Source organism: Pseudomonas sp. PDNC002 (assembly GCF_016919445.1).
GTDB lineage: Bacteria > Pseudomonadota > Gammaproteobacteria > Pseudomonadales > Pseudomonadaceae > Pseudomonas.
Genome location: NZ_CP070356.1, coordinates 743230 through 768096 on the forward strand (window position 1 = coordinate 743230; position 24867 = coordinate 768096).

22 protein-coding genes are annotated in these 24867 nt (G+C 65.9%); 13 read left to right on the forward strand and 9 right to left on the reverse strand.

The genetic code is table 11. The features are described 5' to 3' along the window. The first annotated feature begins 84 nt into the window (after positions 1–84). The 4 genes from JVX91_RS03450 (at position 85) to JVX91_RS03465 (ending at position 5021) form a co-directional block, all read left to right on the forward strand. Entirely contained in the window at positions 85–2424 is a 2340-nt protein-coding gene (locus JVX91_RS03450) for a Tex family protein (RefSeq protein ID WP_205338039.1), read from the forward strand. A 9-nt stretch (positions 2425–2433) separates the two neighbouring features. Then, positions 2434–2823, forward strand: a complete 390-nt coding sequence (locus tag JVX91_RS03455; protein WP_052239101.1) for a PaaI family thioesterase — start codon at positions 2434–2436, stop codon at positions 2821–2823. Positions 2824–2987: 164 nt separating this feature from the next. Next, positions 2988–4574, forward strand: coding sequence for a glutamate--cysteine ligase (gene gshA / locus JVX91_RS03460; protein WP_205338040.1), 1587 nt, complete (start codon positions 2988–2990; stop codon positions 4572–4574). Positions 4575–4721: 147 nt separating this feature from the next. Then, positions 4722–5021 (forward strand): hypothetical protein, encoded by a 300-nt coding sequence (locus tag JVX91_RS03465; protein ID WP_205338041.1) that lies wholly within the window; start codon positions 4722–4724, stop codon positions 5019–5021. 10 nt (positions 5022–5031) lie between these two features. Here JVX91_RS03465 and argA read toward each other — a convergent pair whose 3' ends face one another. Both argA and argE read right to left on the reverse strand, forming a co-directional pair. After that, complete coding sequence (gene argA / locus JVX91_RS03470; RefSeq protein ID WP_205338042.1) at positions 5032–6330, reverse strand: amino-acid N-acetyltransferase; 1299 nt, start codon at positions 6328–6330, stop codon at positions 5032–5034. Positions 6331–6510: 180 nt separating this feature from the next. Beyond that, positions 6511–7650: an acetylornithine deacetylase gene (gene argE, locus JVX91_RS03475; RefSeq protein WP_205338043.1), complete on the reverse strand. Its 1140-nt coding sequence runs from the start codon at positions 7648–7650 to the stop codon at positions 6511–6513. A gap of 189 nt (positions 7651–7839) precedes the next feature. Between argE and JVX91_RS03480 the strand changes: the two genes are divergently transcribed. The 4 genes from JVX91_RS03480 to JVX91_RS03495 all read left to right on the forward strand — a co-directional run bounded on the left by JVX91_RS03480 (position 7840) and on the right by JVX91_RS03495 (position 12538). Further along, positions 7840–9204 carry an inorganic triphosphatase gene (locus JVX91_RS03480; RefSeq protein WP_205338044.1) on the forward strand — a complete coding sequence of 455 codons (1365 nt, stop codon included), beginning with the start codon at positions 7840–7842 and terminating at the stop codon, positions 9202–9204. 55 nt (positions 9205–9259) lie between these two features. After that, positions 9260–11044: a GspE/PulE family protein gene (locus tag JVX91_RS03485; RefSeq protein ID WP_205338045.1), complete on the forward strand. Its 1785-nt coding sequence runs from the start codon at positions 9260–9262 to the stop codon at positions 11042–11044. A gap of 121 nt (positions 11045–11165) precedes the next feature. After that, on the forward strand, positions 11166–12092 hold the full coding sequence (locus JVX91_RS03490) for an SPFH domain-containing protein (protein WP_205338046.1): 927 nt from the start codon (positions 11166–11168) through the stop codon (positions 12090–12092). Beyond that, positions 12092–12538 carry an NfeD family protein gene (locus JVX91_RS03495; protein WP_205338047.1) on the forward strand — a complete coding sequence of 149 codons (447 nt, stop codon included), beginning with the start codon at positions 12092–12094 and terminating at the stop codon, positions 12536–12538. Before JVX91_RS03490 ends, JVX91_RS03495 begins: the two co-directional genes overlap by 1 nt. A gap of 239 nt (positions 12539–12777) precedes the next feature. Here the strand turns inward: JVX91_RS03495 and lgt are convergent, their stop codons facing one another. Both lgt and JVX91_RS03505 read right to left on the reverse strand, forming a co-directional pair. Further along, positions 12778–13578 carry a prolipoprotein diacylglyceryl transferase gene (gene lgt / locus JVX91_RS03500; protein WP_205338048.1) on the reverse strand — a complete coding sequence of 267 codons (801 nt, stop codon included), beginning with the start codon at positions 13576–13578 and terminating at the stop codon, positions 12778–12780. Positions 13579–13597: 19 nt separating this feature from the next. Then, positions 13598–14380, reverse strand: coding sequence for a sulfite exporter TauE/SafE family protein (locus JVX91_RS03505; protein WP_205338049.1), 783 nt, complete (start codon positions 14378–14380; stop codon positions 13598–13600). A 115-nt stretch (positions 14381–14495) separates the two neighbouring features. Here JVX91_RS03505 and JVX91_RS03510 point away from each other — a divergent pair, with 115 nt between their 5' ends. Then, a complete protein-coding gene (locus JVX91_RS03510) occupies positions 14496–15242 on the forward strand; it encodes an NRDE family protein (RefSeq protein ID WP_205338050.1) in 747 nt (248 codons plus the stop codon). A 42-nt stretch (positions 15243–15284) separates the two neighbouring features. Here JVX91_RS03510 and ptsP read toward each other — a convergent pair whose 3' ends face one another. Next, positions 15285–17564: a phosphoenolpyruvate--protein phosphotransferase gene (ptsP, locus tag JVX91_RS03515; RefSeq protein WP_205338051.1), complete on the reverse strand. Its 2280-nt coding sequence runs from the start codon at positions 17562–17564 to the stop codon at positions 15285–15287. Between the two features lie 30 nt (positions 17565–17594). After that, positions 17595–18074, reverse strand: a complete 480-nt coding sequence (locus JVX91_RS03520; RefSeq protein WP_045215602.1) for an RNA pyrophosphohydrolase — start codon at positions 18072–18074, stop codon at positions 17595–17597. A gap of 147 nt (positions 18075–18221) precedes the next feature. On the opposite strand from JVX91_RS03520, the gene JVX91_RS03525 reads away from it, so the two are divergent. Next, positions 18222–18875: an HAD family hydrolase gene (locus tag JVX91_RS03525; RefSeq protein ID WP_205338052.1), complete on the forward strand. Its 654-nt coding sequence runs from the start codon at positions 18222–18224 to the stop codon at positions 18873–18875. A 4-nt stretch (positions 18876–18879) separates the two neighbouring features. On the opposite strand, the gene JVX91_RS03530 is transcribed toward JVX91_RS03525, so the two are convergent. The 3 genes from JVX91_RS03530 to ilvA form a co-directional block, all read right to left on the reverse strand. Further along, positions 18880–19347 carry a DUF2269 domain-containing protein gene (locus JVX91_RS03530; RefSeq protein WP_205338053.1) on the reverse strand — a complete coding sequence of 156 codons (468 nt, stop codon included), beginning with the start codon at positions 19345–19347 and terminating at the stop codon, positions 18880–18882. Between the two features lie 10 nt (positions 19348–19357). Next, a complete protein-coding gene (locus tag JVX91_RS03535) occupies positions 19358–19825 on the reverse strand; it encodes a DUF2269 domain-containing protein (RefSeq protein ID WP_205338054.1) in 468 nt (155 codons plus the stop codon). Between the two features lie 74 nt (positions 19826–19899). Further along, positions 19900–21414 (reverse strand): threonine ammonia-lyase, biosynthetic, encoded by a 1515-nt coding sequence (ilvA, locus tag JVX91_RS03540; protein WP_205338055.1) that lies wholly within the window; start codon positions 21412–21414, stop codon positions 19900–19902. 213 nt (positions 21415–21627) lie between these two features. On the opposite strand from ilvA, the gene rpiA reads away from it, so the two are divergent. The 3 genes from rpiA to JVX91_RS03555 all read left to right on the forward strand — a co-directional run bounded on the left by rpiA (position 21628) and on the right by JVX91_RS03555 (position 24858). Further along, positions 21628–22299, forward strand: coding sequence for a ribose-5-phosphate isomerase RpiA (rpiA, locus tag JVX91_RS03545; RefSeq protein WP_205338056.1), 672 nt, complete (start codon positions 21628–21630; stop codon positions 22297–22299). A gap of 80 nt (positions 22300–22379) precedes the next feature. Then, entirely contained in the window at positions 22380–22712 is a 333-nt protein-coding gene (locus JVX91_RS03550; protein WP_205338057.1) for a YegP family protein, read from the forward strand. A 202-nt stretch (positions 22713–22914) separates the two neighbouring features. Next, positions 22915–24858: an autotransporter domain-containing protein gene (locus JVX91_RS03555; protein ID WP_205338058.1), complete on the forward strand. Its 1944-nt coding sequence runs from the start codon at positions 22915–22917 to the stop codon at positions 24856–24858. Positions 24859–24867 lie beyond the last annotated feature (9 nt).

Sequence of the window (24867 nt, forward strand, 5' to 3'; positions counted from 1 at the left end):
GGCGGGGCGTTGTCATAGACGCCTGCCAAGCGCCACGGCGCGGCAGCCAAGCCCCGTATTTTGTTGGTTTCACCAGGTGGATTTATGGACAGCATCAACACCCGTATCGCCGAAGAGCTTTCCGCACTGCCCTCCGGCCGCGTTCAACCGCAGCAAGTCGCCGCTGCCGTCGCCCTGCTCGACGAAGGCTCCACCGTCCCCTTCATCGCCCGCTACCGGAAAGAAGTCACCGGCAGCCTGGATGACACCCAGCTGCGCATGCTCGAAGAGCGCCTGCGCTACCTGCGCGAACTGGACGAGCGCCGTGGCGCGATCCTCGCCAGCATCGAGGAGCAGGGCAAGCTGACCCCGGAACTGGCCCGCGAGATCAACCTCGCCGACACCAAGACCCGCCTCGAAGACCTCTACCTGCCGTATAAGCAGAAGCGCCGCACCAAGGGCCAGATCGCCCTGGAAGCCGGCCTGGGCGAACTGGCCGACGCGCTGTTCGCCGACCCGAGCCTGACCCCGGAAACCGAAGCCGCGCGCTTCGTCGATGCCGAGAAGGGCTTCGCCGACACCAAGGCCGTGCTCGAAGGCGCCAAGTACATCCTCATGGAACGCTTCGCCGAGGACGCCACGTTGCTCGACCGCCTGCGCAGCTTCCTCAAGGACAACGCCACCCTCACCGCGCGCATGGTGCCGGGCAAGGAAACCGAAGGCGCCAAGTTCAGCGACTACTTCGAGCACGACGAGCCGCTGAAGAACGCGCCGTCGCACCGCGCCCTGGCGATCTTCCGTGGTCGCAACGAAGGCATTCTGAGCGTCGCCCTGAAAGTCGGCGAAGAGCTGCCGGGCACCTCGCACCCTTGCGAAATCATGATTGGCGAGCGCTTCGGCATCGCCAGCCAGGGGCGCGCGGCGGACAAGTGGCTCTCCGAAGTGGTGCGCTGGACCTGGAAGGTCAAGCTCTACACCCACCTGGAAACCGACCTGCTGGGCGAACTGCGCGAAGGCGCCGACCTCGAAGCGATCAACGTCTTCGCCCGTAACCTGCACGACCTGCTGCTGGCCGCACCGGCCGGCCCGCGCGCCACCCTGGGCCTGGACCCGGGCCTGCGCACCGGCGTGAAGGTCGCCGTGGTCGATGCCACCGGCAAGCTGCTGGACACCGCCACCGTGTATCCGCACGTGCCGAAGAACCAGTGGGACCAGACCATCGCCGTGCTCGCCGCGCTGTGCGCCAAGCACCAGGTGGAGCTGATCGCCATCGGCAACGGCACCGCCAGCCGCGAGACCGACAAGCTGGCCGCCGAACTGATCAAGAAATACCCGGCGCTCAAGTGCACCAAGATCATGGTCAGCGAGGCCGGCGCTTCGGTGTACTCGGCCTCCGAACTGGCCGCCAGGGAATTCCCGGAGCTGGACGTGTCGCTGCGCGGCGCCGTCTCCATCGCCCGCCGCCTGCAGGACCCGCTGGCCGAACTGGTGAAGATCGAGCCGAAATCCATCGGCGTTGGCCAGTACCAGCACGACGTCTCCCAACTGCAGCTCGCGCGCAGCCTGGATGCCGTGGTGGAAGACTGCGTGAACGCCGTCGGCGTGGACGTGAATACCGCCTCCGCCGCCCTGCTGGCACGCATCTCCGGCCTGAACAGCACCCTCGCGCAGAACATCGTCGCGCACCGTGATGCCAATGGCGCATTCAAGACCCGCGATGACCTGCGCAAAGTCAGCCGCCTGGGCGACAAGACCTTCGAGCAGGCTGCCGGCTTCCTCCGCGTGATGAACGGCGACAACCCGCTGGACGCCTCCGCGGTGCACCCGGAAACCTACCCGCTGGTGCAGCGCATCGCCGCTGACACCGGCCGCGACGTGCGCTCGCTGGTGGGCGACTCGGGCTTCCTCAAGCGCCTGGACCCGAAGAAGTTCACCGACGAGCAGTTCGGTCTGCCCACCGTCACCGACATCCTCAAGGAACTCGACAAGCCCGGCCGCGACCCACGCCCGGAGTTCAAGACCGCCGAGTTCCAGGAAGGCGTCGAGAGCCTGAAGGACCTCACCCCCGGCATGGTGCTCGAAGGCGTGGTGACCAACGTCACCAACTTCGGCGCCTTCGTTGACATCGGCGTCCACCAGGACGGCCTGGTGCACATCTCCGCGCTGTCGGAGAAGTTCGTCAAGGACCCGTACGAAGTGGTCAAGGCCGGTGACATCGTCAAGGTCAAGGTCATGGAAGTGGACATCCCGCGCAACCGCGTCGGCCTGTCCATGCGCATGAGCGACACCCCCGGCGAGAAGGTCGACGGTCCGCGTGGCGGCGGCCGCCCCGGCAACGGTGCGCCGCGTGGCGAACGCAGCGCCCCGCGCCAGCAGGAGAAGGCCCCGTCGAACAACGCCATGGCTTCGCTGTTCGCCAATGCCAAGCAACTGAAGAAGAAGTAAGGAAGGTCCATGAGTGAGATGCCCGCCCGCGAGCTGATGATCAGCCGCTTCAGCGACACCCTCGGCGTGCAGCCGATCCGTGTCGCCGACGGCGAAGCCGAGGTGCTGCTGCCGATGGCCGAGCACCTGCGCAATCGCGGCAACGTCATGCACGGCGGCGCGCTCTTCACGCTGATGGACATGACCATGGGCCTGGCCTGTTCCAGCGCCCATGGTTTCGATCGGCAGAGCGTCACCCTGGAATGCAAGATCAACTACATCCGCGCGGTCGCCGAGGGCGAAGTGCGCTGTGTAGCGAAAGTCCTGCATGCCGGGCGGCGTTCGCTGGTGGTCGAGGCCGACATCCACCAGGGCGACAAGCTGGTCGCCAAGGGACAAGGCACCTTCGCCCAGCTGTAATTCGCGCCACGACAACTGACCTATGCTGTACGCCGGAGCCCCGGATTTGCGGGCGCCGGCGCAGCGCCTCGATAAAGCCAGGCGACCACGCCGGTTGTTCTCCCCTTGTAGACCGCCCAGTCCACCCCCATAGTGGGGCGATTGCCGTGTGAAGGACTTCCAACTTGAGCGACCAACTCTCCCGCCGCCTGGCCCTGCTTGGCGATGCCGCCAACCTGTCCCTGCTCACCCAGTGCCTGCACGGTATCGAGCGCGAATGCCTGCGCGTCGACGAACGCGGCAAGCTCGCGCTGACCCCGCATCCGCGCACCCTCGGCTCGGCGCTGACCAACCCGCAGATCACCACGGACTACTCCGAGTCGCTGCTGGAGTTCATCACCCCGACTTCCACCAGCGTCGAGAAGACCCTGGAAGAGCTGGGCGAAATCCATCGTTTCGCCAGCGGCAAGCTCGACGGCGAATACCTGTGGAGTCCGTCCATGCCTTGCGAGCTGCCGGATGAAGAGACCATCCCGATCGCCCGCTACGGCAGCTCGCACATCGGTCGCCTGAAATACGTCTACCGCAAGGGCCTGGCCCTGCGTTACGGCAAGACCATGCAGTGCATCGCCGGCATCCACTACAACTTCTCCCTGCCCGAAGGCATCTGGGAACTGCTGCGCCAGGACGAAGGCAGCGAGAAGAGCGCGCGGGACTTCCAGTCGCACCGCTACATCGCGATGATCCGCAACTTCCGTCGCTACAGCTGGCTGCTGATGTACCTGTTCGGCGCCTCGCCGGCGCTGGACGCCGGCTTCCTGCGCGGCCGCCCGCACGGCCTGGAAGCCTTCGACGAACACACCCTCTACCTGCCCTACGCCACCAGCCTGCGCATGAGCGACCTGGGCTACCAGAACAACGCCCAGGCGGGCCTGACGCCCTGCTACAACGATCTGGACAGCTACATCGACAGCCTGCGCCGCGCAGTCAGCACGCCGTATGCGCCGTACGAGAAGGTCGGTACCAAGGTCGATGGCGAGTGGGTGCAGCTCAACACCAACATCCTGCAGATCGAGAACGAGTACTACTCGAGTATCCGCCCGAAACGCGTCACCTACACCGGCGAGCGCCCGATCCAGGCGCTGATGGCCCGTGGCGTGCAGTACGTCGAGGCGCGCTGCCTGGACATCAACCCGCTCCTGCCGCTGGGCATCGACGTTACCGAAGCGCGTTTCCTCGACGCCTTCCTGCTCTATTGCGCGCTCGCCGACAGCCCGCCGCTGGGCGGCTGCGAGTGCGGCTCGGCCACCAGCAACTTCCTCAAGGTGGTCAAGGAAGGGCGTCGTCCCGGGCTGAAGCTCGAACGCGGCGGCCAGCAGATCGAAATGAAGCAATGGGCTAGCGCGCTGCTCGACGGCATCGCGCCGATCATCGAGCTGCTCGACCGCGCCAATGGCGGCAATCTGCACGCTGAAAGCCTGGCCGAACAGCGGGCCAAGGTCGCCGATGCCGACCTGACACCCTCGGCGAAGGTCCTGGCTGAGATGCGCGAACATGGCGAGAGTTTCGAAGCCTTCGCTCTGCGTTACAGCCGCCAGCACTCCGCCACCTTGCAGGGCGAACCGCTGTCCGTGGAAGAACAGGCACGCTTCGAGGGCATGGCCAGCGAATCCCTGGCAGAACAGGCGGAGCTGGAAAAACAGCCCGAAGGCGATTTCGATACCTTCGTCGCCGCCTACCAGGCCAGCATCCTGGGCCTGCTCAGCGTCTGATTCTGGCGAGAAACAAGGCCCTTCCCCGGCAACGGTGAAGGGTTTTTCTCGTTATGGCGACAGATAATCCCGATACCCACGCCGTACCCTCAGAACCGCCCGACGTCCCCGCTAGCATTGGCCCATTCCTTCCATCAGGAGGCGCCCATGTTGCGCGACACCCCTTCCTCCTCCAAAGACTGGACACTCGACGAACTGGAAGAGGCCTACCAACTCGGTCTCGATAGCGGTCTGCGCGGACGCTACGTTCGACAATCTTTCTACTACAACGCAGTGCTGGCAGCCGGCTGGGAAGCGGGTTGCGAAGACGGGCTCGCCCTGCTCTGGCAGACGGAACAGCGACGCCGCCGCGAAGGCACACGCCTGATGACCCTGCACCTGCGGGTGCCCAGCGACCATAACAGCCGCACGCACGGCTGCCTGGCGGGCTCCGACTACTCGCTGTAGGAAAGGCGCCCTAGAGCGCCTTTTCGAAGACCTGCGAGTTTCGCTGGTAGTTGTACAGCGATGCCCGCGCCGCCGGCAGCCGATCGACGCTGCTCGGCTGGAAGCCACGCTCGCGGAACCAGTGGGCGGTACGCGTGGTGAGCACGTAGAGGGTCTTGAGGCCGAGGTTGCGCGCACGCTGCTCGATGCGCTCGAGCAGGTCGTCGCCGCGTCCGCCGTGGCGGTACTCCGGGTTCACCGCCAGACAGGCCAGCTCGCCGGAGTCGGAATCGGCGATGGGATACAGCGCCGCACAGGCGATGATCAGCCCTTCGCGCTCGACGATGCTGAACTGCTCGATCTCGCGCTCCAGCACCTCGCGGGAGCGGCGCACCAGGATGCCCTGCTCTTCCAGCGGACGGATCAGTTCCAGCAGGCCGCCGACGTCTTCGATGCCCGCCTCGCGCAGCTGCTCGAACTGTTCCTGGGCCACCAGGGTGCCGTTGCCGGTGCGGGTGAACAGTTCGCTGAGCAGCGAGCCGTCCTCGGTGTAGCTGACGATGTGGCTACGGCGCACGCCCGCGCGGCAAGCCTGCGCCGCGGCGTCCAGCAACTCGCCCTGATAGCTTGCGCCAAGGCGTTCCAGGTGCGCCGGCACCTGCTGCGGGCGCAGTTCGCGCACCAGCTTGCCGGCATCGTCCATCAGGCCGCGCTCGGCTCCATAAAGGATCAGCTTGTCCGCGCCCAGGTCGATGGCCGCGCGCATGGCCACGTCCTCGCAGGCGAGGTTGAAGATTTCCCCGGTGGGCGAGTAGCCCAGGGGCGAAAGCAGGACGATGCTGCGCTCGTCGAGCTGGCGGTTGATGCCCTTGCGGTCGATCCGACGGACTTCACCGGTGTGGTGGTAGTCGATGCCATCGACCACGCCGATCGGCCGCGCGGTGACGAAATTGCCCGAGGTCACGCGCATGCGCGAGCCCTGCATGGGCGAAGCGGCCATGTCCATGGACAGGCGTGCCTCGATGGTGATGCGCAGGCTGCCAACCGCATCGATCACACAGCCCAGGGTCGGCGCATCGGTGACGCGCAGACCACGGTGGAAGCGCGGCGCCAGCCCGTGGGAGGCCAGGCGCGCTTCGATCTGCGGGCGCGAACCGTGCACCAGCACCAGGCGCACACCCAGGCTGTGCAACAGCACCAGGTCGTGGACGATATTGCCGAAATTGGGGTCTTCGACGCCCTCGCCGGGAAGCATCACCACGAAGGTGCAGTCCCGGTGCGAGTTGATGTAGGGCGAGGCGTGGCGCAGCCAGTTGACGTAGTCGTGCATTGCTTGAAAAGCCTGTCGTTCGAGTGGGCGGAAATCTGTCGGATGCGGCCGAAAGGCGGCCAGGGGCGGCGCGGTTATCGTCGTCGCAGGAACATCGACAGGTTTCTCCTCTTGGATAGGTCGGGCCCGTTGTCGGGGCGCTCTACAGGCAACTCTTCATCAACAGTTTCACGGACCGTCTCATAGACAGTAATGACGGATCAGTCCGCGCAGCAATTCCACGGTAGGCTCGATTCGGTCGAGCTCGAGGTGTTCGTCCGGCTGGTGGGCGCAGGCGATGTCGCCCGGGCCCAGCACCAGGGTCTGGCAGCCGAGCTGCTGAAGATACGGTGCTTCGGTGCCAAAGGCTACCGCTTCCGCCGTGTGCCCGGTCAGACTTTCGGCGAGTCGCACCAGCTCGCTCTGCGCCGGCTCCTCGAAGGGCGGCACGGCGGGAAACAACGGTGCGTAATCGATCGTCACGGCGTGGCGCTCCGCCACCGGTTGCAGGCGCTCGCGGATGGCCTGGCGCAGGGCCTCCGGGGACATGCCCGGCAGCGGACGCAGGTCGAACTCCAGCGCGCACTGGCCGCAGATACGGTTGGGATTGTCGCCGCCGTGGATACAGCCGAAGTTGAGGGTCGGCTGCGGCACGCTGAACTGCGGGTTGTTGAACTCCCGCTGCCACTGGCTGCGCAAGCCCTGCAATTCCCCCATCACGCTGTACATCGCCTCCAGCGCGCTGCGCCCCAGGCTCGGGTCGGAGGAATGGCCGCTCTGCCCGAGGATGTCGATGCGCTCCATCATCACACCCTTGTGCAGGCGGATCGGCTTGAGATTGGTGGGTTCACCGATCACCGCCGCACGCCCCAGCGGCCGTCCGGCCTCGGCCAGCGCGCGGGCGCCGGCCATGGAGCTTTCCTCGTCGCAGGTGGCGAGCAGGATCAGCGGCTGCTTGAAGGGCTGCTCCAGCAGTGGCAGCAGCGCCTCGATGGCCAGGGCGAAGAAGCCCTTCATGTCACAGGCGCCCAGGCCGAACCAGCGCCCATCGCGCTCATCCAGCCCAAGCGGATCACTTTTCCACAGCGCCTCGTCGTAGGGCACGGTGTCGGTGTGCCCGGCCAGTACCAGGCCACCGGGGCCGCTGCCCAGGATGGCGACCAGGTTGAACTTGCCCGGGGATACCGGCTGCATCTCGCAAGCGAAGCCCAGATCGACCAGCCAGTTGCCCAGCAGTTCGACCACTGGGCGGTTGGACTGGTCGAGCGTGGGCTGGGTACAACTGACCGACGGAAGGGCGATCAGCTCGGCGAAACGTTGTTTCAGGGGCGGCAACGACATGGCGTCCTCCGAAGACTGTCCTGCCACTATGGACCAAGCGCCGCCGCGGTAAAACCTCGCGGCGCCCGGCAGGAACGCTGAAGTCCTGTAAACTGCATGACTTTGAAGTCTTTTTCGCGCCCGTCGTTCCGTCCTTCGTACAGCAGGCTCGGAAAACAGGGCGCGTCCGCTCTGACCCGGACCCCCGCCATGCAGAAAGAAACCGAAATCAAACTGCGCGCCAGCCGCGAAACCCTCGAAGCCCTGCGCGAGCATCCCGCGCTGAAGAAGCGCAATAAATCCGGTTGGGAACTCCGCGAACTGTTCAACCAGTACTACGACACCCCGACCCGCGAGCTCGCCCGCGCCCGCGTGGCGCTGCGCATGCGTCGCGACGGCGAGCAGTTCATCCAGACCCTGAAGACCCGCGGCCAGAGCGTCGCCGGCCTGTCCGAGCGCAACGAGTGGGACTGGTACCTGGAAAAGAACAAGCTCGACATCAAGAAACTCGACGACCAGTGCTGGCCGGCCGCCCTGGTCGATCTCGACAAGAAGTCGCTCAAGCCGATCTTCAGCACCGACTTCACCCGCCAGCGCGCCGAGATCGCCTGGGGCCGCGGCAAGGCCAAGGTGGTGATCGAAGCCGCGCTGGATCTGGGCAAGGTCATCGCCGGCAAGCAGGAAGAGGAAATCTGCGAGCTGGAACTGGAACTGCGCCAGGGCGAGCCCGAGGCATTGCTGGACCTGGCCATCGAACTGGCCGCGGACCTGGCGCTGATGCCCTGCGACATCAGCAAGGCCGAGCGCGGCTATCGCCTGTTCGATCCGGCCAGCTACAGCATCCAGCCCGACACCCAGAAGCTGCTGCATGAAACCCCGCTGGACGGCGCCTTCGCCGCGCTGTCCTGGGCGCTGCTGGGCAGCAGCCAGCGCCTGGCCGAGCAGTACCGCTTCAACGGCCACTGGAGCCTGCTGGAAAGCTGGCTGCAGCAACTGGTCGACCTGCGCGCCCTGCTCGGCAGCCTCGGCCAGGCCGTGCCGCGCGCCAGCACCCGCGAGCTGCGCGCCGCCCTCGACGCGCTGATCGCCGACTGGCAGCCCCGCATCGAACAGGGCCGCCACGACGACGCCGTGCGCCAGCAGATGCCGGCTGCCTTCCTCGAGGAACTGGCGAACGTGCGCTGGGGTCAGTTCTCCCTGAGCACCTCGCGCTGGCTGCTGGGCAAGGCCTGGACCACCGAGCGCAACGAACGCGCCAACCGCCTGGGCGGCTCCGCCGTCGGCAAGTGGCTGCAGCGCACCCTGGCCGAAGAGGCCCAGGCCATGCCACTGCAACGCGCCCAGCAGTTGCCCGAAGTGCTCGCCGACCAACTGCCGCGCCTGCAGCGCATGCTGGTCTGGCTGCGCCTGGCGCGTGGCGTACTGGAGCTGCCGGAAACCGACCGCCTGTATGGCGAACTGGCCAAGCTGCAGGAGCTGCTCGTCAGCCCCGACGCCGAGGGGCGCCTGGATGCCCTCGCGGCCCAGGCCCATACTGTGCTGACCCTCAAGTCGTGGAAGGCGCTTTTGAAATAAGCTGGCCCGGCATTGCTGCGGGCCCGTGACCCGCCACTGGAAGTAGGGAGTCCGCATGTCCGTCTTTGCCCCATCCGCCCAGGACCGTCTGCTCGACCTGGGCGACATCCTGCGCGAGCTGGTCACTCAGGGCCGCGTCGCTCAGAACGACGCCGAACAATGCCTGGCGATCCGCCGCAGCGCGGTGAGAAACCAGCAGCATCCGCTGGAGTTCCTCGCCGCGCAGCAGGTGGAGGACCGCAAGCGGCCGGGGCGCAAGCTGGATCTGGACACCCTGGTGCAATGGCTGGCGGATTTCGCCGGCCAGCCCTATCTGCGCATCGACCCGCTGAAGATCGACGTCGCCGCGGTCACCCCGCTGATGTCCTACGCCTTTGCCCAGCGCCACCAGATCCTCGCGGTGGCGGTCGCGCCTGACGAAGTCACCATCGCCAGCGCGCAACCCTTCGTGCACGCCTGGGAAAGCAACCTGACCCATGTGCTCAAGCGCCCGATCAAGCGCGTGGTCGCCAACCCGGTGGACATCCAGCGCTTCACGGTGGAGTTCTACCGCCTGGCCAAGTCGGTCAGCGGCGCCACCAACAAGGACCAGAAGATCAGTGGTGTCGGCAACTTCGAGCAGTTGCTCAACCTGGGCGCCAGCGACCAGGAGCCCGATGCCAACGATGCGCATATCGTCACCATCGTCGACTGGCTGTTCCAGTACGCCTTCCAGCAGCGCGCCAGCGACATCCACATCGAGCCACGCCGCGAGCAGGGCACCGTGCGCTTCCGCATCGACGGCGTGCTGCACAACGTCTACCAGTTTCCCCCGCAGGTCACCATGGCGGTGGTCAGCCGCCTGAAGTCCCTGGGCCGGATGAACGTCGCCGAGAAGCGCAAACCGCAGGATGGCCGGGTGAAGACCAAGACCCCGGAAGGCGCCGAGGTCGAATTGCGCCTGTCGACACTGCCCACCGCCTTCGGCGAGAAGATGGTGATGCGGATCTTCGACCCCGAGGTGCTGCTCAAGAGCTTCGACCAGCTCGGCTTCTCGCCGGATGACCTGCGCCGCTGGGAAAGCATGACCAGCCAGCCCAACGGCATCATCCTGGTCACCGGCCCCACCGGCTCGGGCAAGACCACCACGCTCTACACCACGCTCAAGCAGCTGGCGACCGACGAGGTGAACCTCTGCACCATCGAGGATCCGATCGAGATGATCGAGCCCTCGTTCAACCAGATGCAGGTGCAGCACAACATCGACCTGACCTTCGCCAGCGGCGTACGAGCCCTGCTGCGGCAGGACCCGGACATCATCATGGTCGGCGAGATCCGCGACCTGGAGACCGCCGAAATGGCGATCCAGGCGGCGCTCACCGGGCACCTGGTGCTCTCCACCCTGCATACCAACGACTCGCCCACGGCGATCACCCGCCTGCTCGAGCTGGGCGTGCCCTACTACCTGATCCGCGCTACCGTGCTCGGCGTCATGGCCCAGCGCCTGGTGCGTACCCTGTGCCCGCACTGCAAGGCACCGATGGAACTGCACGAGGAAGACTGGCAGGAAGTCACCCGCCCGTGGAACGCCCCGCTGCCCACCGGCGCACACCAGGCCGTCGGCTGCCTGGAGTGCCGCGACACCGGCTACCGCGGGCGTGCCGGCGTTTACGAGATCATGCTGCTCAGCGAGTCCCTGAAAGAGCTGATCACCGCCGATACCGATCTCATCCCGCTGCGCCGCCAGGCCTTCAAGGAAGGCATGCGCAGCCTGCGGCTGTCGGGTGCGCAGAAGGTCGCCGCAGGACTGACCACTATCGAGGAAGTGATGCGGGTGACGCCGCAAAGCGAGCAGAAGTAGGCCGTCCGTCAGTCGCTGGAGGAAATGCCTCACGCCGAGTGCTGCACTTTCCTGGGTATCGATACGGCAGGAAAGTTACACTCGACTCTCTTTCCTCCACGCCAGACAAGGAGTCCTTCGCATGGAAATCGGCAGTGTCATCCTGCTGTTCGTCATCCTCGCCATCGTCATCGTCCTCATGGGCTTCAAGGTGGTCCCCCAGGGCTTCGAATGGACGGTGGAGCGCTTCGGCCGCTACACCAACACGCTCAAGCCGGGCCTGAGCATCATCGTCCCGGTGGTGGATCGCATCGGCCAGAAGATCAACATGATGGAACGCGTGCTGGACATCCCACCGCAGGAAGCGATCAGCGCCGACAACGCCATCGTGCAGATCGACGCCGTGTGCTTCTACCAGGTCGTCGACGCGGCGCGCGCGGCCTACGAGGTCAGCGGCCTGGAAAACGCCATCCGCAACCTGGTGATGACCAACATCCGCACCGTGCTCGGCTCCATGGAGCTGGACCACATGCTCAGCCAGCGCGACGCGATCAACGAGCGCCTGCTGCGCACCGTCGACGAGGCCACCGCGCCCTGGGGCCTGAAGGTCACCCGCATCGAGATCAAGGACATCAGCCCGCCGGCCGACCTGATCGAGGCCATGAGCGGCCAGATGCGCGCCGAGCGCCTCAAGCGTGCACAGATTCTCGAAGCCGAAGGCCGGCGCGCGGCAGACATCCTCACCGCCGAGGGTGAGAAGCAGGCGCAGATCCTCAAGGCCGAAGGCCAGCGGCAAGCGGCGTTCCTCGAATCCGAGGCCCGCGAGCGCCAGGCCGAGGCCGAAGCCAAGGCGACCCAGGTGGTTTCCGCGGCTATCGCCAGTGGCAACGTGCAGGCGGTGAACTACTTCGTGGCACAGAAGTACGTCGATGCGCTGGGCCAACTGGCCAGCTCCAACAACAGCAAGATCGTGCTGATGCCGCTGGAAGCCAGCCAGGTGATCGGCGCGATCGGCGGCATCGGTGAGATCGTCAAGGCCACCTTCGGTGACACCAAGGGCCGTAGCTGATGGCCGCCTTTCTCCAGAACCTCGGATTCTGGGACTGGCTCGGACTGGGCATCGTCCTGCTGATCCTGGAAATCTTCGGTGCCGGCGGCTATCTGCTGTGGATCGGGATCGCCGCGGCGCTGACCGGCGTGCTCGCCTTCCTCGTGCCCGGACTGGACTGGATCTGGCAGTGCCTCGCGTTCGGCGTGCTGGCCATACTCACCGCGCTGTACTGGTGGAACCATCAGCGCATCGCCAGGCGTGACGCCGAACCCACCAGCCTGAATCGCCGCGGCAGCGAGCTGGTCGGCCGACAGTTCACCCTGTACGACGCCATCGTTGGCGGACGCGGCAAGGTCCGCGTCGCCGATAGCGTGTGGCTGGTCAGCGGGCCTGATCTGCCGGCTGGCGCGCAGGTGCGAGTGACCGGGCAGGATGGCGTTCTGCTGCTGGTGGAACCGGTCTGACACCGACGGCTCCTACGAGATACCTCTGCGCCAGGGTCGGCCTCACCCTCTCCCGTAGGGAGAGGGGACCGTTCGGTGCAGGATGAAACCTTGGCGTCATTCGGCTCGGACTGCTCCCTCTGGGAGAGGGCTGGTGTGAGGGGACGGACGGGCACCGATTACCCGAAAGAAGACAGTCGCCCCTGCAAAGCGCCATAAAAAAGCCCGCCAATCGGCGGGCTTTTTCATTCAGGCAATACTCAGCTCGCGGCCGGCTGCGCCGGTGCGCGGCGGTAGGCCCAGACCATCAGCGCGATGCCACCAAGGATCATCGGTACGCAGAGTACCTGACCCATGGTCAGCCAGCCCCAGGCCAGGTACCCCAGCTGGGCATCCGGCACGCGGACGAACTCGACGATGAAGCGGAAGATGCCATAGCACAGCACGAACAGGCCGGAGACCGAGGCGGTCGGGCGCGGCTTGCGGGTGAACAGCCAGAGGACGACGAACAGCGCCACGCCTTCCAGCGCGAACTGGTACAGCTGCGACGGATGACGCGGCTCCGGGCCACCGGTGGGGAAGACCATCGCCCAGGGCACGTCGGTCACCTTGCCCCACAGCTCGCCGTTGATGAAGTTGCCGATACGCCCGGCACCCAGACCGATCGGCACCAGCGGCGCGATGAAGTCCATCAGCTGGAAGAAGCTCTTGTTGTTGCGCTTGCCGAACCACCAGGTGGCCAGCATCACGCCGATCAGCCCGCCGTGGAACGACATGCCGCCCTTCCACACCTCGAAGATCAGCGTCGGGTTGGCGATGTACTCGTCCAGGTTGTAGAACAGCACATAGCCCAGGCGCCCACCCAGGACCACACCGCACGCCACCCAGAACACCAGGTCGGAAAGCTTCTCCTTGGTCCAGGTCGGATCGAACTCCTTGAGCTTGCGCGAGGCCAGCAGCCAGGCGCCGCCGATGCCGATCAGGTACATCAGACCGTACCAATGGATTTTCAGCGGCCCGAGATCGAGGGCAACCGGGTTGATCTCTGGATAAGGCAGCATCCGCTTCTCCTAGCAGGAATCAGATCAGAAAACTCAAGCCCACGCTGAACAGCAGCAGGGCGAACATACGCTTCAGGACTTTCGCCGGCAGGCGGTGAGCCAGCCGCGCCCCGATGCGCGCAAAGAACATACTGGTAACGGCGATGCCCAGCAGCGCCGGAAGATAGACGAAGCCAAGACTCAGCTCCGGTAGTTTCTCGTTGTGCCAGCCAACGGCGATGAAGGATATCGCGCCAGCGATGGCGATCGGCAGGCCGCACGCCGAGGAAGTCGCAACCGCCTGTTGCATGGAGACGCCGCGCCAGGACAGGAAAGGCACGGTCAGCGAGCCACCGCCGATGCCAAAGATCGCCGAGGCCCAGCCCACCACACCGCCAGCCACGCCGAGGCCGAAACGGCCGGGCAGCTCGCGCTCGCCCTTGGGCTGCAGGCCCAGCGCCATCTGGATCGACACCAGGATGGCAAAGGTGCCAATGATCTTCTGCAGGATCGGCCCCTGGATCTTCGAGGCGGTCACCGCGCCCAGCGCGCTACCGATCAGGATGCCGACGGTCATCCAGCCGAATACCCGCCAGCGCACGGCGCCACGGCGATGGTGTTCGAGGATCGAGTTGATCGAAGTGAAGATGATGGTCGCCAGCGACGTGCCGACCGCCATCTGGGTCAGGACGTCGGGCGAGAAGCCATGGGCGGTGAAGCTGAATACCAGCGCCGGCACGATGATCAACCCGCCGCCGACGCCGAACAGGCCGGCCAGAACGCCGGCACAGGCGCCCAGCACCAGGTAGAGCACGAACTCCATGGAGCACCTTACGCATACAAAGCGGGCATGGTAGCCGATGCCTTCCGGGCGCTCCAGCCACTCCGGGACATCGACGGATGTTGATAGACTGCCGGCACACTACGGAGTTCGACCCATGTGCCTGATCGTCTTCGCCTGGCGCCCTGACCACGCCACGCCGTTGATCGTTGCGGCCAACCGCGACGAGTTCTACGCCCGCCCCACCCTGCCGCTGGCGGCCTGGGAGGATTTCCCCGGCGTTTACGCCGGCCGCGACCTGGAAGCCGGCGGCACCTGGCTGGGCGTGGCACCGAACGGCCGCTTCGCCGCGCTGACCAATGTGCGTGATCCCGGGCAATCCGTCGGGCCGCGCTCGCGGGGCGAGCTGGTCGCCGGTTTCCTGCAAGGCCGGCAGTCGCCCCTGGAGTACCTGCAGCAGGTCGCCCGTCGCGCCAATGACTACAGCGGCTTCAACCTGCTGGTGGGCGACGGCGAGCAGCTCTGCTACTTCAATCCGCGCGTGGGCCCGCCAGCCGCTGTCGCCCCCGGCGTACACGGCCTGTCTAACGCCGCCCTGAACACACCCTGGCCCAAGCTGCTCACTGCCCGCTCCGGACTGCAAGCGGTGCTGGAAAAACCAGACGCCGACTCACTGATCACCCTGCTGGCCGACAAGCACCAGCCCGATGAGCACGAGCTACCGGAGACCGGCGTGGGCCTGGCCACCGAGCGGCTGCTCTCCAGCGTGTTCATCGCCAGCCCGACCTACGGCACGCGTGCCAGCACGGCACTGATCGTCCATGCCGATGGCCGGCGGGAAATGCTGGAGCACAGCTTCGGTCCCAGCGGGGCACGCCTGGGTGAAGTGCACATGAGTCTGTGACGGACCGTGCCGTCCGGCGCAGCATGGCGCCGGGCGTGCAGGTCAGGCCTGGATGGTCGCCGCCGGGTTGATCACGCGGCCCAGGCCGAGGTTGCGCAGGGCCAGGTGCAGCGAGCTGTGGATAACCTGCGGGTTGTCGAAGGTCATCAACTGGGCGAGCAGCTCGCGGGAGCGGGACAGGGTCATCTGGCGCAGCAGCCACTTCACCTTGGGCAGGTTGGTGGCGTTCATCGACAGGGAATCGAAACCCATGGCCATCAGCAGCACGGCGGCCGCCGGATCACCGGCCATCTCGCCGCAGATGCTCACCGGCTTGCCTTCGGCATGGGAGTCGTCGACCACCTTCTTCAGCGCCTGCAGCACGGCCGGGTGCAGGTAGTCGTAGAGGTCGGCGACGCGCGGGTTGTTGCGGTCCACCGCCAGCAGGTACTGGGTGAGGTCGTTGGAGCCGACCGAGAGGAAGTCCACCTGGCGTGCCAGCTCACGGGTCTGGTACACGGCGGCGGGAATCTCGATCATCATGCCGATCGGCGGCATGGGGATGTCCACACCTTCGTCGCGCACTTCGCCCCAGGCGCGGTGGATCAGGTGCAGCGCCTCTTCCAGCTCGTGGGTGCCGGAGATCATCGGCAGCAGGATGCGCAGGTTGTCCAGGCCTTCACTGGCCTTGAGCATGGCGCGAGTCTGCACCAGGAAGATTTCCGGGTGGTCGAGGGTAACGCGGATGCCGCGCCAGCCGAGGAAGGGGTTTTCTTCCTTGATCGGGAAGTAGGACAGCGCCTTGTCGCCGCCGATGTCCAGGGTGCGCATGGTCACCGGCAGCGGATGGAAGGCGGCGAGCTGCTCGCGGTAGATGGCGAGCTGTTCCTTCTCGCTGGGGAAGCGGTCGTTGATCATGAACGGCACTTCGGTGCGGTACAGGCCGACACCCTCGGCGCCGCGCTCCTGGGCGCGCGCCACGTCCGCCAGCAGGCCGGTGTTGACCCACAGCGGCATGCGATGGCCGTCCAGCGTCTCGCAGGGCAGCTCGCGCAACGCGGCAAGCCCCTTGCTCAGCTCTTTCTCTTCGGCGACCACTTCGCCGTACTGCTTGACCAACTGCGGCGACGGGTTGGTGTAGATCTCGCCGTGGTAGCCGTCGACGATCAGGTCAATGCCGTCGACCTTGGAATACGGCAGGTCGACCGCGCCCATGACCGTGGGGATACCCATGGCGCGGGCGAGGATGGCGACGTGGGAGTTGCCCGAACCCAGTACCGAGATCAGGCCCACCAGCTTGCCTTCCGGCACTTCGCCGAGCATGGCCGGCGAGAGCTCCTCGCTGACAATGATGGTCTGGTCGGGATAGGTCAGCGACTGCTTACGCTCTTCCTGGAGATACGCCAGGATGCGCCGGCCGATGTCTTTCACGTCGGACGCACGCTCGCGCAGGTAGGCGTCGTCCATCAATTCGAAGCGCTGTACGTGCTCCATGACCACCTGGCGCAGGGCGCCCTGGGCCCATTGGCCGGTGCGGATGATGCGTTTGACTTCCAGGCCAATGGAGGCGTCGTCGAGCATCATCAGGTAGACGTCGAACAGCGCGCGCTCTTCCTTGCGCAGCTGGGTGGCCAGCTTGCTGGAAAGGTTGCGCATGTCTTCGCGGACCGATTCCAGCGCCTGCTTGAAGCGCTCGATCTCGGCCTCGACGTCGTCGATGGGTTTGTCCGGCACCACTTCCAGGTCGGCCGGCGGCAGCACCACCACGGCCTTGCCCACGGCCACGCCGGGGGCGCCGGGGACGCCGACGAACTTGGCTTCGCTGATGCCCTTGCCCATCTTGCCCAGGCCACGGATCGAACCGGTGGCCTCGGCGTGGGCGATGACGCCGGCGAGCTGGGCGCTCATGGTGACGAGGAAGGCTTCCTCGCCTTCGTCGAACTGGCGCTTCTCCTTCTGCTGCACGACCAGAACGCCCATCACCCGACGGTGGTGGATGATCGGCGCGCCGAGGAAGGAGGCGTAGCGTTCCTCGCCGGTCTCGGCGAAGTAGCGGTAGCGGGGGTGTTCGGAGGCGTTCTCGAGGTTCAGCGGCTCCTCGCGGGTACCGACCAGGCCGACCAGGCCTTCGTTCGGCGCCATGCTGACCTTGCCGATGGAGCGCTTGTTCAGGCCCTCGGTGGCCATCAGCACGAAGCGGTTGCTCTCCGGGTCCAGCAGGTAGACCGAGCACACCTGGGTGCCCATGGCCTCCTTCACGCGCTGCACGATGATGCCCAGCGCCGCCTTGAGGTCCTTGGCGGAGTTCACTTCCTGGACGATCTTACGCAGCGTGTTGAGCATGGCTCGGGGTCTAACTCCTTGAACTTCGTGCTAGTCGCGCGCCAGCAGGCGCGGTGCCAATTCCTTCAGGGCCCGGCGGTAGACCTCGCGCTTGAAGGTCACGACCTGGCCCAGCGGGTACCAGTAGCTCACCCATTTCCAGCCGTCGAATTCGGGTTTGCCGGTCACATCCATGCGCACCCGGCTTTCCTCGCCGGTCAGGCGCAGAAGGAACCATTTCTGTTTCTGCCCGATGCACAGCGGCTGGCTGTTGGTCCGCACCAGGCGCTGCGGCAGGCGGTAACGCAGCCAGCCACGGGTACAGGCAAGAATCCGTACGTCCTGTTCTTCCAGGCCGACTTCTTCGTTCAGTTCGCGGTACAGCGCTTCCTCAGGGGTTTCGCGGGCATTGATTCCGCCCTGGGGAAATTGCCAGGCTTCCTGGTTGATACGCCGTGCCCACAGAACTTGTCCGACATCGTTGCAAAGGATGATGCCGACATTGGGGCGAAAACCATCGGGATCGATCACGGCAACACATCCTCGAAATCGCGTGTGCCCGCATTGTTCCACAAAGCTTGTGACAGCGGCAACGCGGGCTGCGGCGTCCTGTGCTGGGTGGGCAAAAGCCGTTACTCTAGGCGACTTTTCCGTATTGGCAACTGGCGGTAATCCATCGTGCGACTGGCTCTCTTCGATCTCGACAACACTCTTCTGGCCGGCGACAGCGACCACAGCTGGGGAGAATGGCTGTGCCAGCGCGGGCTGGTGGATGCCGGCGAGTACCAGGCGCGCAACGATGCCTTCTATGCCGATTACATGGCCGGCACCCTCGACGTGTTCGCCTACCAGGCGTTCACCCAGGCCATCCTCGGTCGCACTGAACTCGCGCAACTGGCCATCTGGCACCGCCAGTTCATGGAAGAAGTGGTCGAGCCGATCGTCCTGGCCAAAGGCGAGGCGCTGCTGGCCGAGCACCGCGCCGCCGGCGACAAGCTGGTGATCATCACCGCCACCAACCGCTTCGTCACCGCGCCCATCGCCGAGCGCCTGGGCGTGGAAACCCTGATCGCCACCGAGTGCGAGATGCAGGACGGCCGCTACACCGGCCAGACCTGCGGGGTCCCCTGCTTCCAGGGCGGCAAGGTCACGCGCCTGCAACAGTGGCTTGAGGAAAGTGGCCTGACGCTGGACGACGCCTACTTCTACAGCGACTCGCGCAACGACCTGCCACTGCTCGAACAGGTCGCCAACCCGGTGGCCGTCGACCCGGACGACACCTTGCGCGCCATCGCCCTCGAACGCGGGTGGCCGGTGCTCAGCCTGCGCTGAGTCGTCAAAAACCCTTGTTCACCATCAGGTGGAAGATCGCCAGGAAGGCCAGGAACGCCGGCCAGCCCAGGGCGAACCACCAGCGCATATAAAGGAAGGCCCGTGGCGGCAACGCCGTGCCTTCCCGGTACGCCGCCTCGGCCATGTCGCGCACGCGGATCTGCAGCCACACCACCGGCAGCCAGCAGGCACCGGCGAACACGTAGAGCGCGAGGCTCCACAGCAGCCAGCCCGAATCCAGCGGCCAGCCAGCCATGTGCGCCATGGCGATGCCGGACAGCGGCTGGAACACCGCCGTGGTGGCGATGAACAGCCAGTCCGCGGTGACCAGATGACGGAAGGTGATGCGGATCGCTTCCAGATTGCCGCTACGCCAGGCGCGCCAGCTGTAATAAGCCGAGCCCAGGCCGGTGCCGAACAGCAGCGTGGAAGAAAGGATGTGCAGGGTCTTGAGCAGCAGGTAGAGATTCACGCGGCGCGCATCACACCGGCTTGCTGATCATCAGCACCAGAATCGCGATGACGCACAGCAGCGCCAGTACGAAGAAGGCCAGGCCGAACTTCCATTGGCGCGCAGCACCGGCAGAAATGGGTTCGCCGCTGGTCTGCGCCACCAGCGCCAGGTCGCGGATGCGCCACAGCCGGGTGGTGAACAGCAGCCAGAAGATCGTCGCGACGATCAGCAGGCAGGCGCTGCCCAGCAGCCAGGTCTGCCCCAGCGGCCAGCCGATGGTCTGCACCATGCGGTAGCCGGTGACCGGCAGGCTGGCGACGCTGCCGGCGACCAGCACCCAGCCGATCAGGCCGATGCGCTGCAACGCCTTGGCGATCACCCCGGCGTCGCCACCGCGCCAACTGCGCCAGCCGTACCAGGCCAGGCCGAGGATGGCCAGGAAGGGCACCACCGCAGCGATGCCGTGAAGGATGCGGAAGGTCTGCAAGCTTTCCATGTTCAGCGAATCCCGTGATCGATCCTGCGATCTGCCAAGCCTAGCATCACCGGCGACGCCGCCCGTGCCCGGCGTCAGCCGAGGAACAGGCGGTAGGCCGGATTGTCAGTCTCGTCCCAGTACGGATAACCGATCTCTTCCAGCGCCGCGGCGATCAAGTGGCGCTCGTCTTCCGGCACCTGCAGCCCCGCCACCACGCGGCCATCGGCGGCGCCGTGGTTGCGGTAGTGGAACAGGGTGATGTTCCAGCGCCCGCCCAGACGATTGAGGAAGTTGAACAGCGCGCCGGGACGCTCGGGGAATTCGAAGCGGAACACCTGCTCGCCGGAAACGCGCGGCGAATGGCCGCCGACCATGTGGCGGATGTGCAGCTTGGCCAGTTCGTTGTCGGTCAGGTCCAGCACCGGGAAGCCCTGTTCCTGCAACTGCTGCACCAGCGCGGCGCGCGGGTCGTTCTCCGGGTGCGTCTGCACGCCGACGAAGATGTGCGCTTCGCTGTCAGTGTTGTAGCGGTAGTTGAACTCGGTGATCTGGCGCTTGCCGATGGCCTCGCAGAACGCCTTGAAGCTGCCCGGACGCTCGGGGATGGTCACCGCGATGATCGCTTCGCGCTTCTCGCCCAGCTCGGCACGCTCGGCCACGTGGCGCAGGCGGTCGAAGTTGATGTTGGCGCCCGAATCGATGGCCACCAGGGTGCCGCCCTTCACGCCTTCGCGTTCGACGTACTTCTTGATCCCGGCCACCGCCAGCGCGCCGGCTGGCTCGGTGATGGAGCGGGTGTCGTCGTAGATGTCCTTGATCGCCGCGCAGATCTCGTCGGTGCTGACGGTGATCACCTCGTCGACGTATTCCTTGCACAGCTCGAAGTTGTGCTTGCCGATCTGCGCCACGGCGACGCCATCGGCGAACAGCCCGACCTGGCCCAGCACCACACGCTCGCCAGCGGCCATGGCGGCCTGCAAGCAGTTGGAGTCGTCAGGTTCGACGCCGATGACCTTGATCTCCGGGCGCAGGTACTTCACGTAGGCGGCGATACCGGCGATCAGGCCGCCGCCGCCCACCGGGACGAAGATCGCGTCGATGCGGCCCGGATGCTGGCGGAGGATTTCCATCGCCACGGTGCCCTGGCCGGCGATCACTTCCGGATCGTCGTAGGGATGGATGTAGACGTAGCCCTTTTCTTCCACCAGCTTCAGCGAATGCGCCAGGGCTTCGGGGAAGGCATCACCATGCAGCACGGCCTTGCCGCCACGGGCGCGCACACCCTGGACTTTCAGTTCCGGCGTGGTGCGCGGCATCACGATGGTCGCCTTGATGCCCAGCTCGCGGGCCGCCAGCGCCACGCCCTGGGCATGGTTGCCGGCCGAAGCGGTGACCACGCCGCGGGCCAGTTCTTCCGGGCTCAGCTGCGCCAGCTTGTTGTAGGCGCCGCGAATCTTGAAGGAGAACACCGGCTGCAGGTCTTCGCGCTTGAGCAGAATCTGGTTGCCCAGGCGCTCGGAGAGCTGGCGGGCGGGCTGCAGGGGCGTTTCCACGGCAACGTCGTAGACACGCGAGGTGAGGATCTTCTTGACGTATTGTTCGAGCATCGGAAGGGCTACATCGGCGGTTTTTTCGAGGATTTGCGAGTCTACTCCAGCCGGCGCCGGGCGAGCCACCGAACAATCCGCGCGCAGATCACCGTAACAGTTGCCCGGCGGCGCAACACCGGCGCGCCGCCGGCCGCTATAATCGGCGGTCTCGAAACTCACCCAGGCGCCGGGTCGTCCATCCGCCGCCGCCCAAGCAGAAGACCCTTCGCCATGAACCAGGATCAGCTCAAGCAGGCTGTGGCCCAGGCCGCCGTCGACCATATCCTTCCGCACCTCGACAGCAAGAGCATCGTCGGCGTAGGCACCGGCTCCACGGCCAACTTCTTCATCGACCTGCTGGCCAAGCACAAGGCCGAGTTCGATGGCGCCGTGGCCAGCTCCGAAGCCACCGCCCAGCGCCTGAAGGGCCACGGCATTCCGGTCTACGACCTGAACACCGTCAGCGAGCTGGAGTTCTACGTGGACGGCGCCGACGAGACCAACGAGCGCCTGGAACTGATCAAGGGCGGTGGCGCCGCGCTGACCCGCGAGAAGATCGTCGCTGCAGTGGCCCGGAAGTTCATCTGCATCGCCGACGGCAGCAAGCTGGTGCCGATCCTCGGCGAGTTCCCGCTGCCGGTGGAAGTCATCCCCATGGCCCGCAGCCACGTCGCGCGCCAACTGGTGAAACTGGGCGGCGACCCGGTGTACCGCGAGGGCGTGCTGACCGACAACGGCAACATCATCCTCGACGTGCACAACCTGCGCATCGACAGCCCGGTGCAGCTGGAAGAGGCGATCAACAACATCGTCGGTGTGGTCACCAACGGCCTGTTCGCGGCGCGTCCGGCCGACCTGCTGCTGCTCGGCACCGCCGAGGGCGTGAAGACCCTCAAGGCCTGACCGCAACCGTTCGGCGCCATCGTCCGGATGGCGCCACAGGCCGTCTACGCTGGGTATGACCTACCCTGCGGAGACCTGCAATGGCCGGCAAATACCATCTCAGGAAGGCCAGTGATGGCCAGTTCCACTTCAACCTGCACGCCAGCAATGGCGAGATCGTCCTGACCAGCGAGCTGTACAAGGCCAAGACCTCGGCCATCGACGGCATCGAGTCGGTGCGCAAGAACTCCCAGCGCGAGGGCGCGTTCGAGATCAAGGTCGCCGCCAACGGCAAGCACCATTTCGTGCTCAAGGCCGGCAACGGCCAGGTCGTCGGGCAAAGCCAGATGTACGCGAGCCTCGCCACCACCGAAGCTGGCGTGCTTGCGGTGAAACGTTACGCGCCCGAGGCCGTGGTCAGCGACGAATCCTGATCGCGCCCCATTTCGGTGACACCCTCCCCCACACGGCCCGCCCTCCCGCCGGCCGTGTATCACTATTGTTACAGTGTCGCGACACCCTCAGTCACTGAGGCGTCAAATTCCGCCCATCTCCGGCGAACCGGCCTGCATCCTGCTTTCCTCCGCCCACGCATCGACGACCGATGCGATTCCAATCGACACAGAGGAAAGTGCCGTGTTCAAACCCTTAGCCGTTGCGGTCAGCCTGGGCTGCGCTGCGCTGGCGACCGACGCCAACGCCTACGAATACGGGGACTATGCCGGGGACACCCTCGACACCCTGATCAACGATTACCCCGGCCGTTACCGGGGCACCGCCAGCTTCGCCGGCGCCACCGCACTGATGCAGTCGCGCCTGGGCTTCGGCTACCAGACGCAGGTGCAGAACTTCACCTGGGCCGGTAACCGCAGCTCGCAGAACGTCATCGCCAGCGCGCCGGGCAGCAGCGGCCAGTACGTAGTGCTGGGCGCTCACTACGACACCTACTTCGGCCGGCCCACCCTGCAGGGCCTGGACGACAACGGTTCCGGCGCAGCCGTACTGACGGAAATCGCCCGCAACCTCGGAGGCATCGAGCTGGAGAACGGCCTGGAAGTGGTCGGCTTCGGTGCGGAAGAGGAAGGGCTGCGCGGCTCCCGTGCTTACGTCGCGTCCCTCAGCGACGAGCAACGCAGCAACTTGCTGGGCATGATCAACCTCGACAGCCTGATCACCGGCGACAAGATGTACGCCCACGCCGGCGCCAACAGCGTCGATAACCCAGCGCTGGGCGCGTACCGCGATCAACTCCTGCGCATTGCCCAGGAACTTAAGATCCCGCTGTTCACCAACCCCGGCCTGAACGAGGAATACACTGCCGGCACCGGTTGCTGCAGCGACGGCGAAAGTTTCGAGGGCCTGAACGTCCCGGTGCTGTTCATCGAGGCCACCAACTGGGAGCTGGGCGACCTGGACGGCTATCAGCAGACCGACAACCCCGCCATCCCCGGCGGCGCCACCTGGCACAACCCGGCGCTGGACAATGAGCAGGTGCTTACCGGCGCCTTCGGCCAGGAGCGCATCGACCAGCGCCTGCGTGACTTCTCCCGCCTGCTCACGCGCCTGGTGCTGGAATTGACCAACGCCGACCTGCTCGCCTCCACCGCCTCCGGCGGCGCCATGGCGCGGCAGATGGAAGACCAGCTGCAGCGCCAGCACCTGGCCCTGACCCGCCTGCACGACCGCCGCTGGCTCACCCTGCTGGGCAGCTCACGCCCGGTCGGCAGCTTCGATGGCGCCGTCGGCGTGGAAGGTGAAACGACCCCCGAGAGCGGTTTCGACATGCCCGGCGACCCCCGCTCGCACCGCGCCGGGGTCAACCTGCTGGGTGACTACCGCGCCAGCGAGGCCGTGACCGTCGGCGGCAGCCTGAGCTTCCAGCGCAGCCGCGACAACCTCGACCACAGCGCCCGCCTCGAAGCGGAAACCTGGCAACTGGGCCTCTACGGCCTGCTCAACGACGGCGGCCCGGCCTGGCTGGGCGGCGAACTGAGCGCCGGCTACGCCGATTTCGACAGCAAGCGCGCGGTGTACCTGAAGGCGAAGAATGGTCCCGTCCTGCTCGACCAGCGCATCGATGGCGACACCAACGCCTGGTTCTGGGGCGCGCGCGTCGACGGCGGCTATGACTTCGATCTAGCCGGCATCAAGACCGGGCCGCAGGGCGGGCTCGACTATGTGCACTATAAAATCGACGACTTCGACGAAGACGACGACCTGCGCACCGCGCTGGGCTACGAGAAGCAGGACTACGACTCACTGGAAGCCAGCCTTGGCTGGGGCCTGCGTGGCGAGCTGCCGCTGGGCAACCGCATGGCCGTGCAACCCTACGCCAGCGTGCGCTGGGTGAAGGAGCTGGCCGACGGCCGCCTGGACGATATCGCGCTGACCGCCCTGGGCGATGGCCGCACCCGCGTCGCCGATCTGGGCGATGTGGACAAGGACTTCGGCCGCGCTCAGGTCGGCGCCCTGCTGGCAGTCACCGAGCAGTTGGGCGTGTTCGCCGAAGCCAACTCGCGCTTCGCCCATAGCGAAGGTAGCCAGGCATCGTATTCCCTCGGCGTGCAATGGCAGTTCTGATCGCGGAAA

Excerpts from the sequence above, each read along its gene's own strand:
- JVX91_RS03455 (WP_052239101.1), top strand. The coding sequence starts at position 2,434 with ATGAGTGAGATGCCCGCCCGCGAGCTGATGATCAGCCGCTTCAGCGAC.
- JVX91_RS03505 (WP_205338049.1), bottom strand. The coding sequence starts at position 14,380 with ATGGAGTTCGTGCTCTACCTGGTGCTGGGCGCCTGTGCCGGCGTTCTG.
- lgt (WP_205338048.1), bottom strand. The coding sequence starts at position 13,578 with ATGCTGCCTTATCCAGAGATCAACCCGGTTGCCCTCGATCTCGGGCCG.
- JVX91_RS03485 (WP_205338045.1), top strand. The coding sequence starts at position 9,260 with ATGTCCGTCTTTGCCCCATCCGCCCAGGACCGTCTGCTCGACCTGGGC.
- argE (WP_205338043.1), bottom strand. The coding sequence starts at position 7,650 with ATGTCGTTGCCGCCCCTGAAACAACGTTTCGCCGAGCTGATCGCCCTT.
- argA (WP_205338042.1), bottom strand. The coding sequence starts at position 6,330 with ATGCACGACTACGTCAACTGGCTGCGCCACGCCTCGCCCTACATCAAC.
- JVX91_RS03480 (WP_205338044.1), top strand. The coding sequence starts at position 7,840 with ATGCAGAAAGAAACCGAAATCAAACTGCGCGCCAGCCGCGAAACCCTC.
- ptsP (WP_205338051.1), bottom strand. The coding sequence starts at position 17,564 with ATGCTCAACACGCTGCGTAAGATCGTCCAGGAAGTGAACTCCGCCAAG.
- JVX91_RS03450 (WP_205338039.1), top strand. The coding sequence starts at position 85 with ATGGACAGCATCAACACCCGTATCGCCGAAGAGCTTTCCGCACTGCCC.
- JVX91_RS03550 (WP_205338057.1), top strand. The coding sequence starts at position 22,380 with ATGGCCGGCAAATACCATCTCAGGAAGGCCAGTGATGGCCAGTTCCAC.
- JVX91_RS03510 (WP_205338050.1), top strand. The coding sequence starts at position 14,496 with ATGTGCCTGATCGTCTTCGCCTGGCGCCCTGACCACGCCACGCCGTTG.
- JVX91_RS03490 (WP_205338046.1), top strand. The coding sequence starts at position 11,166 with ATGGAAATCGGCAGTGTCATCCTGCTGTTCGTCATCCTCGCCATCGTC.
- JVX91_RS03495 (WP_205338047.1), top strand. The coding sequence starts at position 12,092 with ATGGCCGCCTTTCTCCAGAACCTCGGATTCTGGGACTGGCTCGGACTG.
- JVX91_RS03465 (WP_205338041.1), top strand. The coding sequence starts at position 4,722 with ATGTTGCGCGACACCCCTTCCTCCTCCAAAGACTGGACACTCGACGAA.
- ilvA (WP_205338055.1), bottom strand. The coding sequence starts at position 21,414 with ATGCTCGAACAATACGTCAAGAAGATCCTCACCTCGCGTGTCTACGAC.
- rpiA (WP_205338056.1), top strand. The coding sequence starts at position 21,628 with ATGAACCAGGATCAGCTCAAGCAGGCTGTGGCCCAGGCCGCCGTCGAC.
- JVX91_RS03535 (WP_205338054.1), bottom strand. The coding sequence starts at position 19,825 with ATGGAAAGCTTGCAGACCTTCCGCATCCTTCACGGCATCGCTGCGGTG.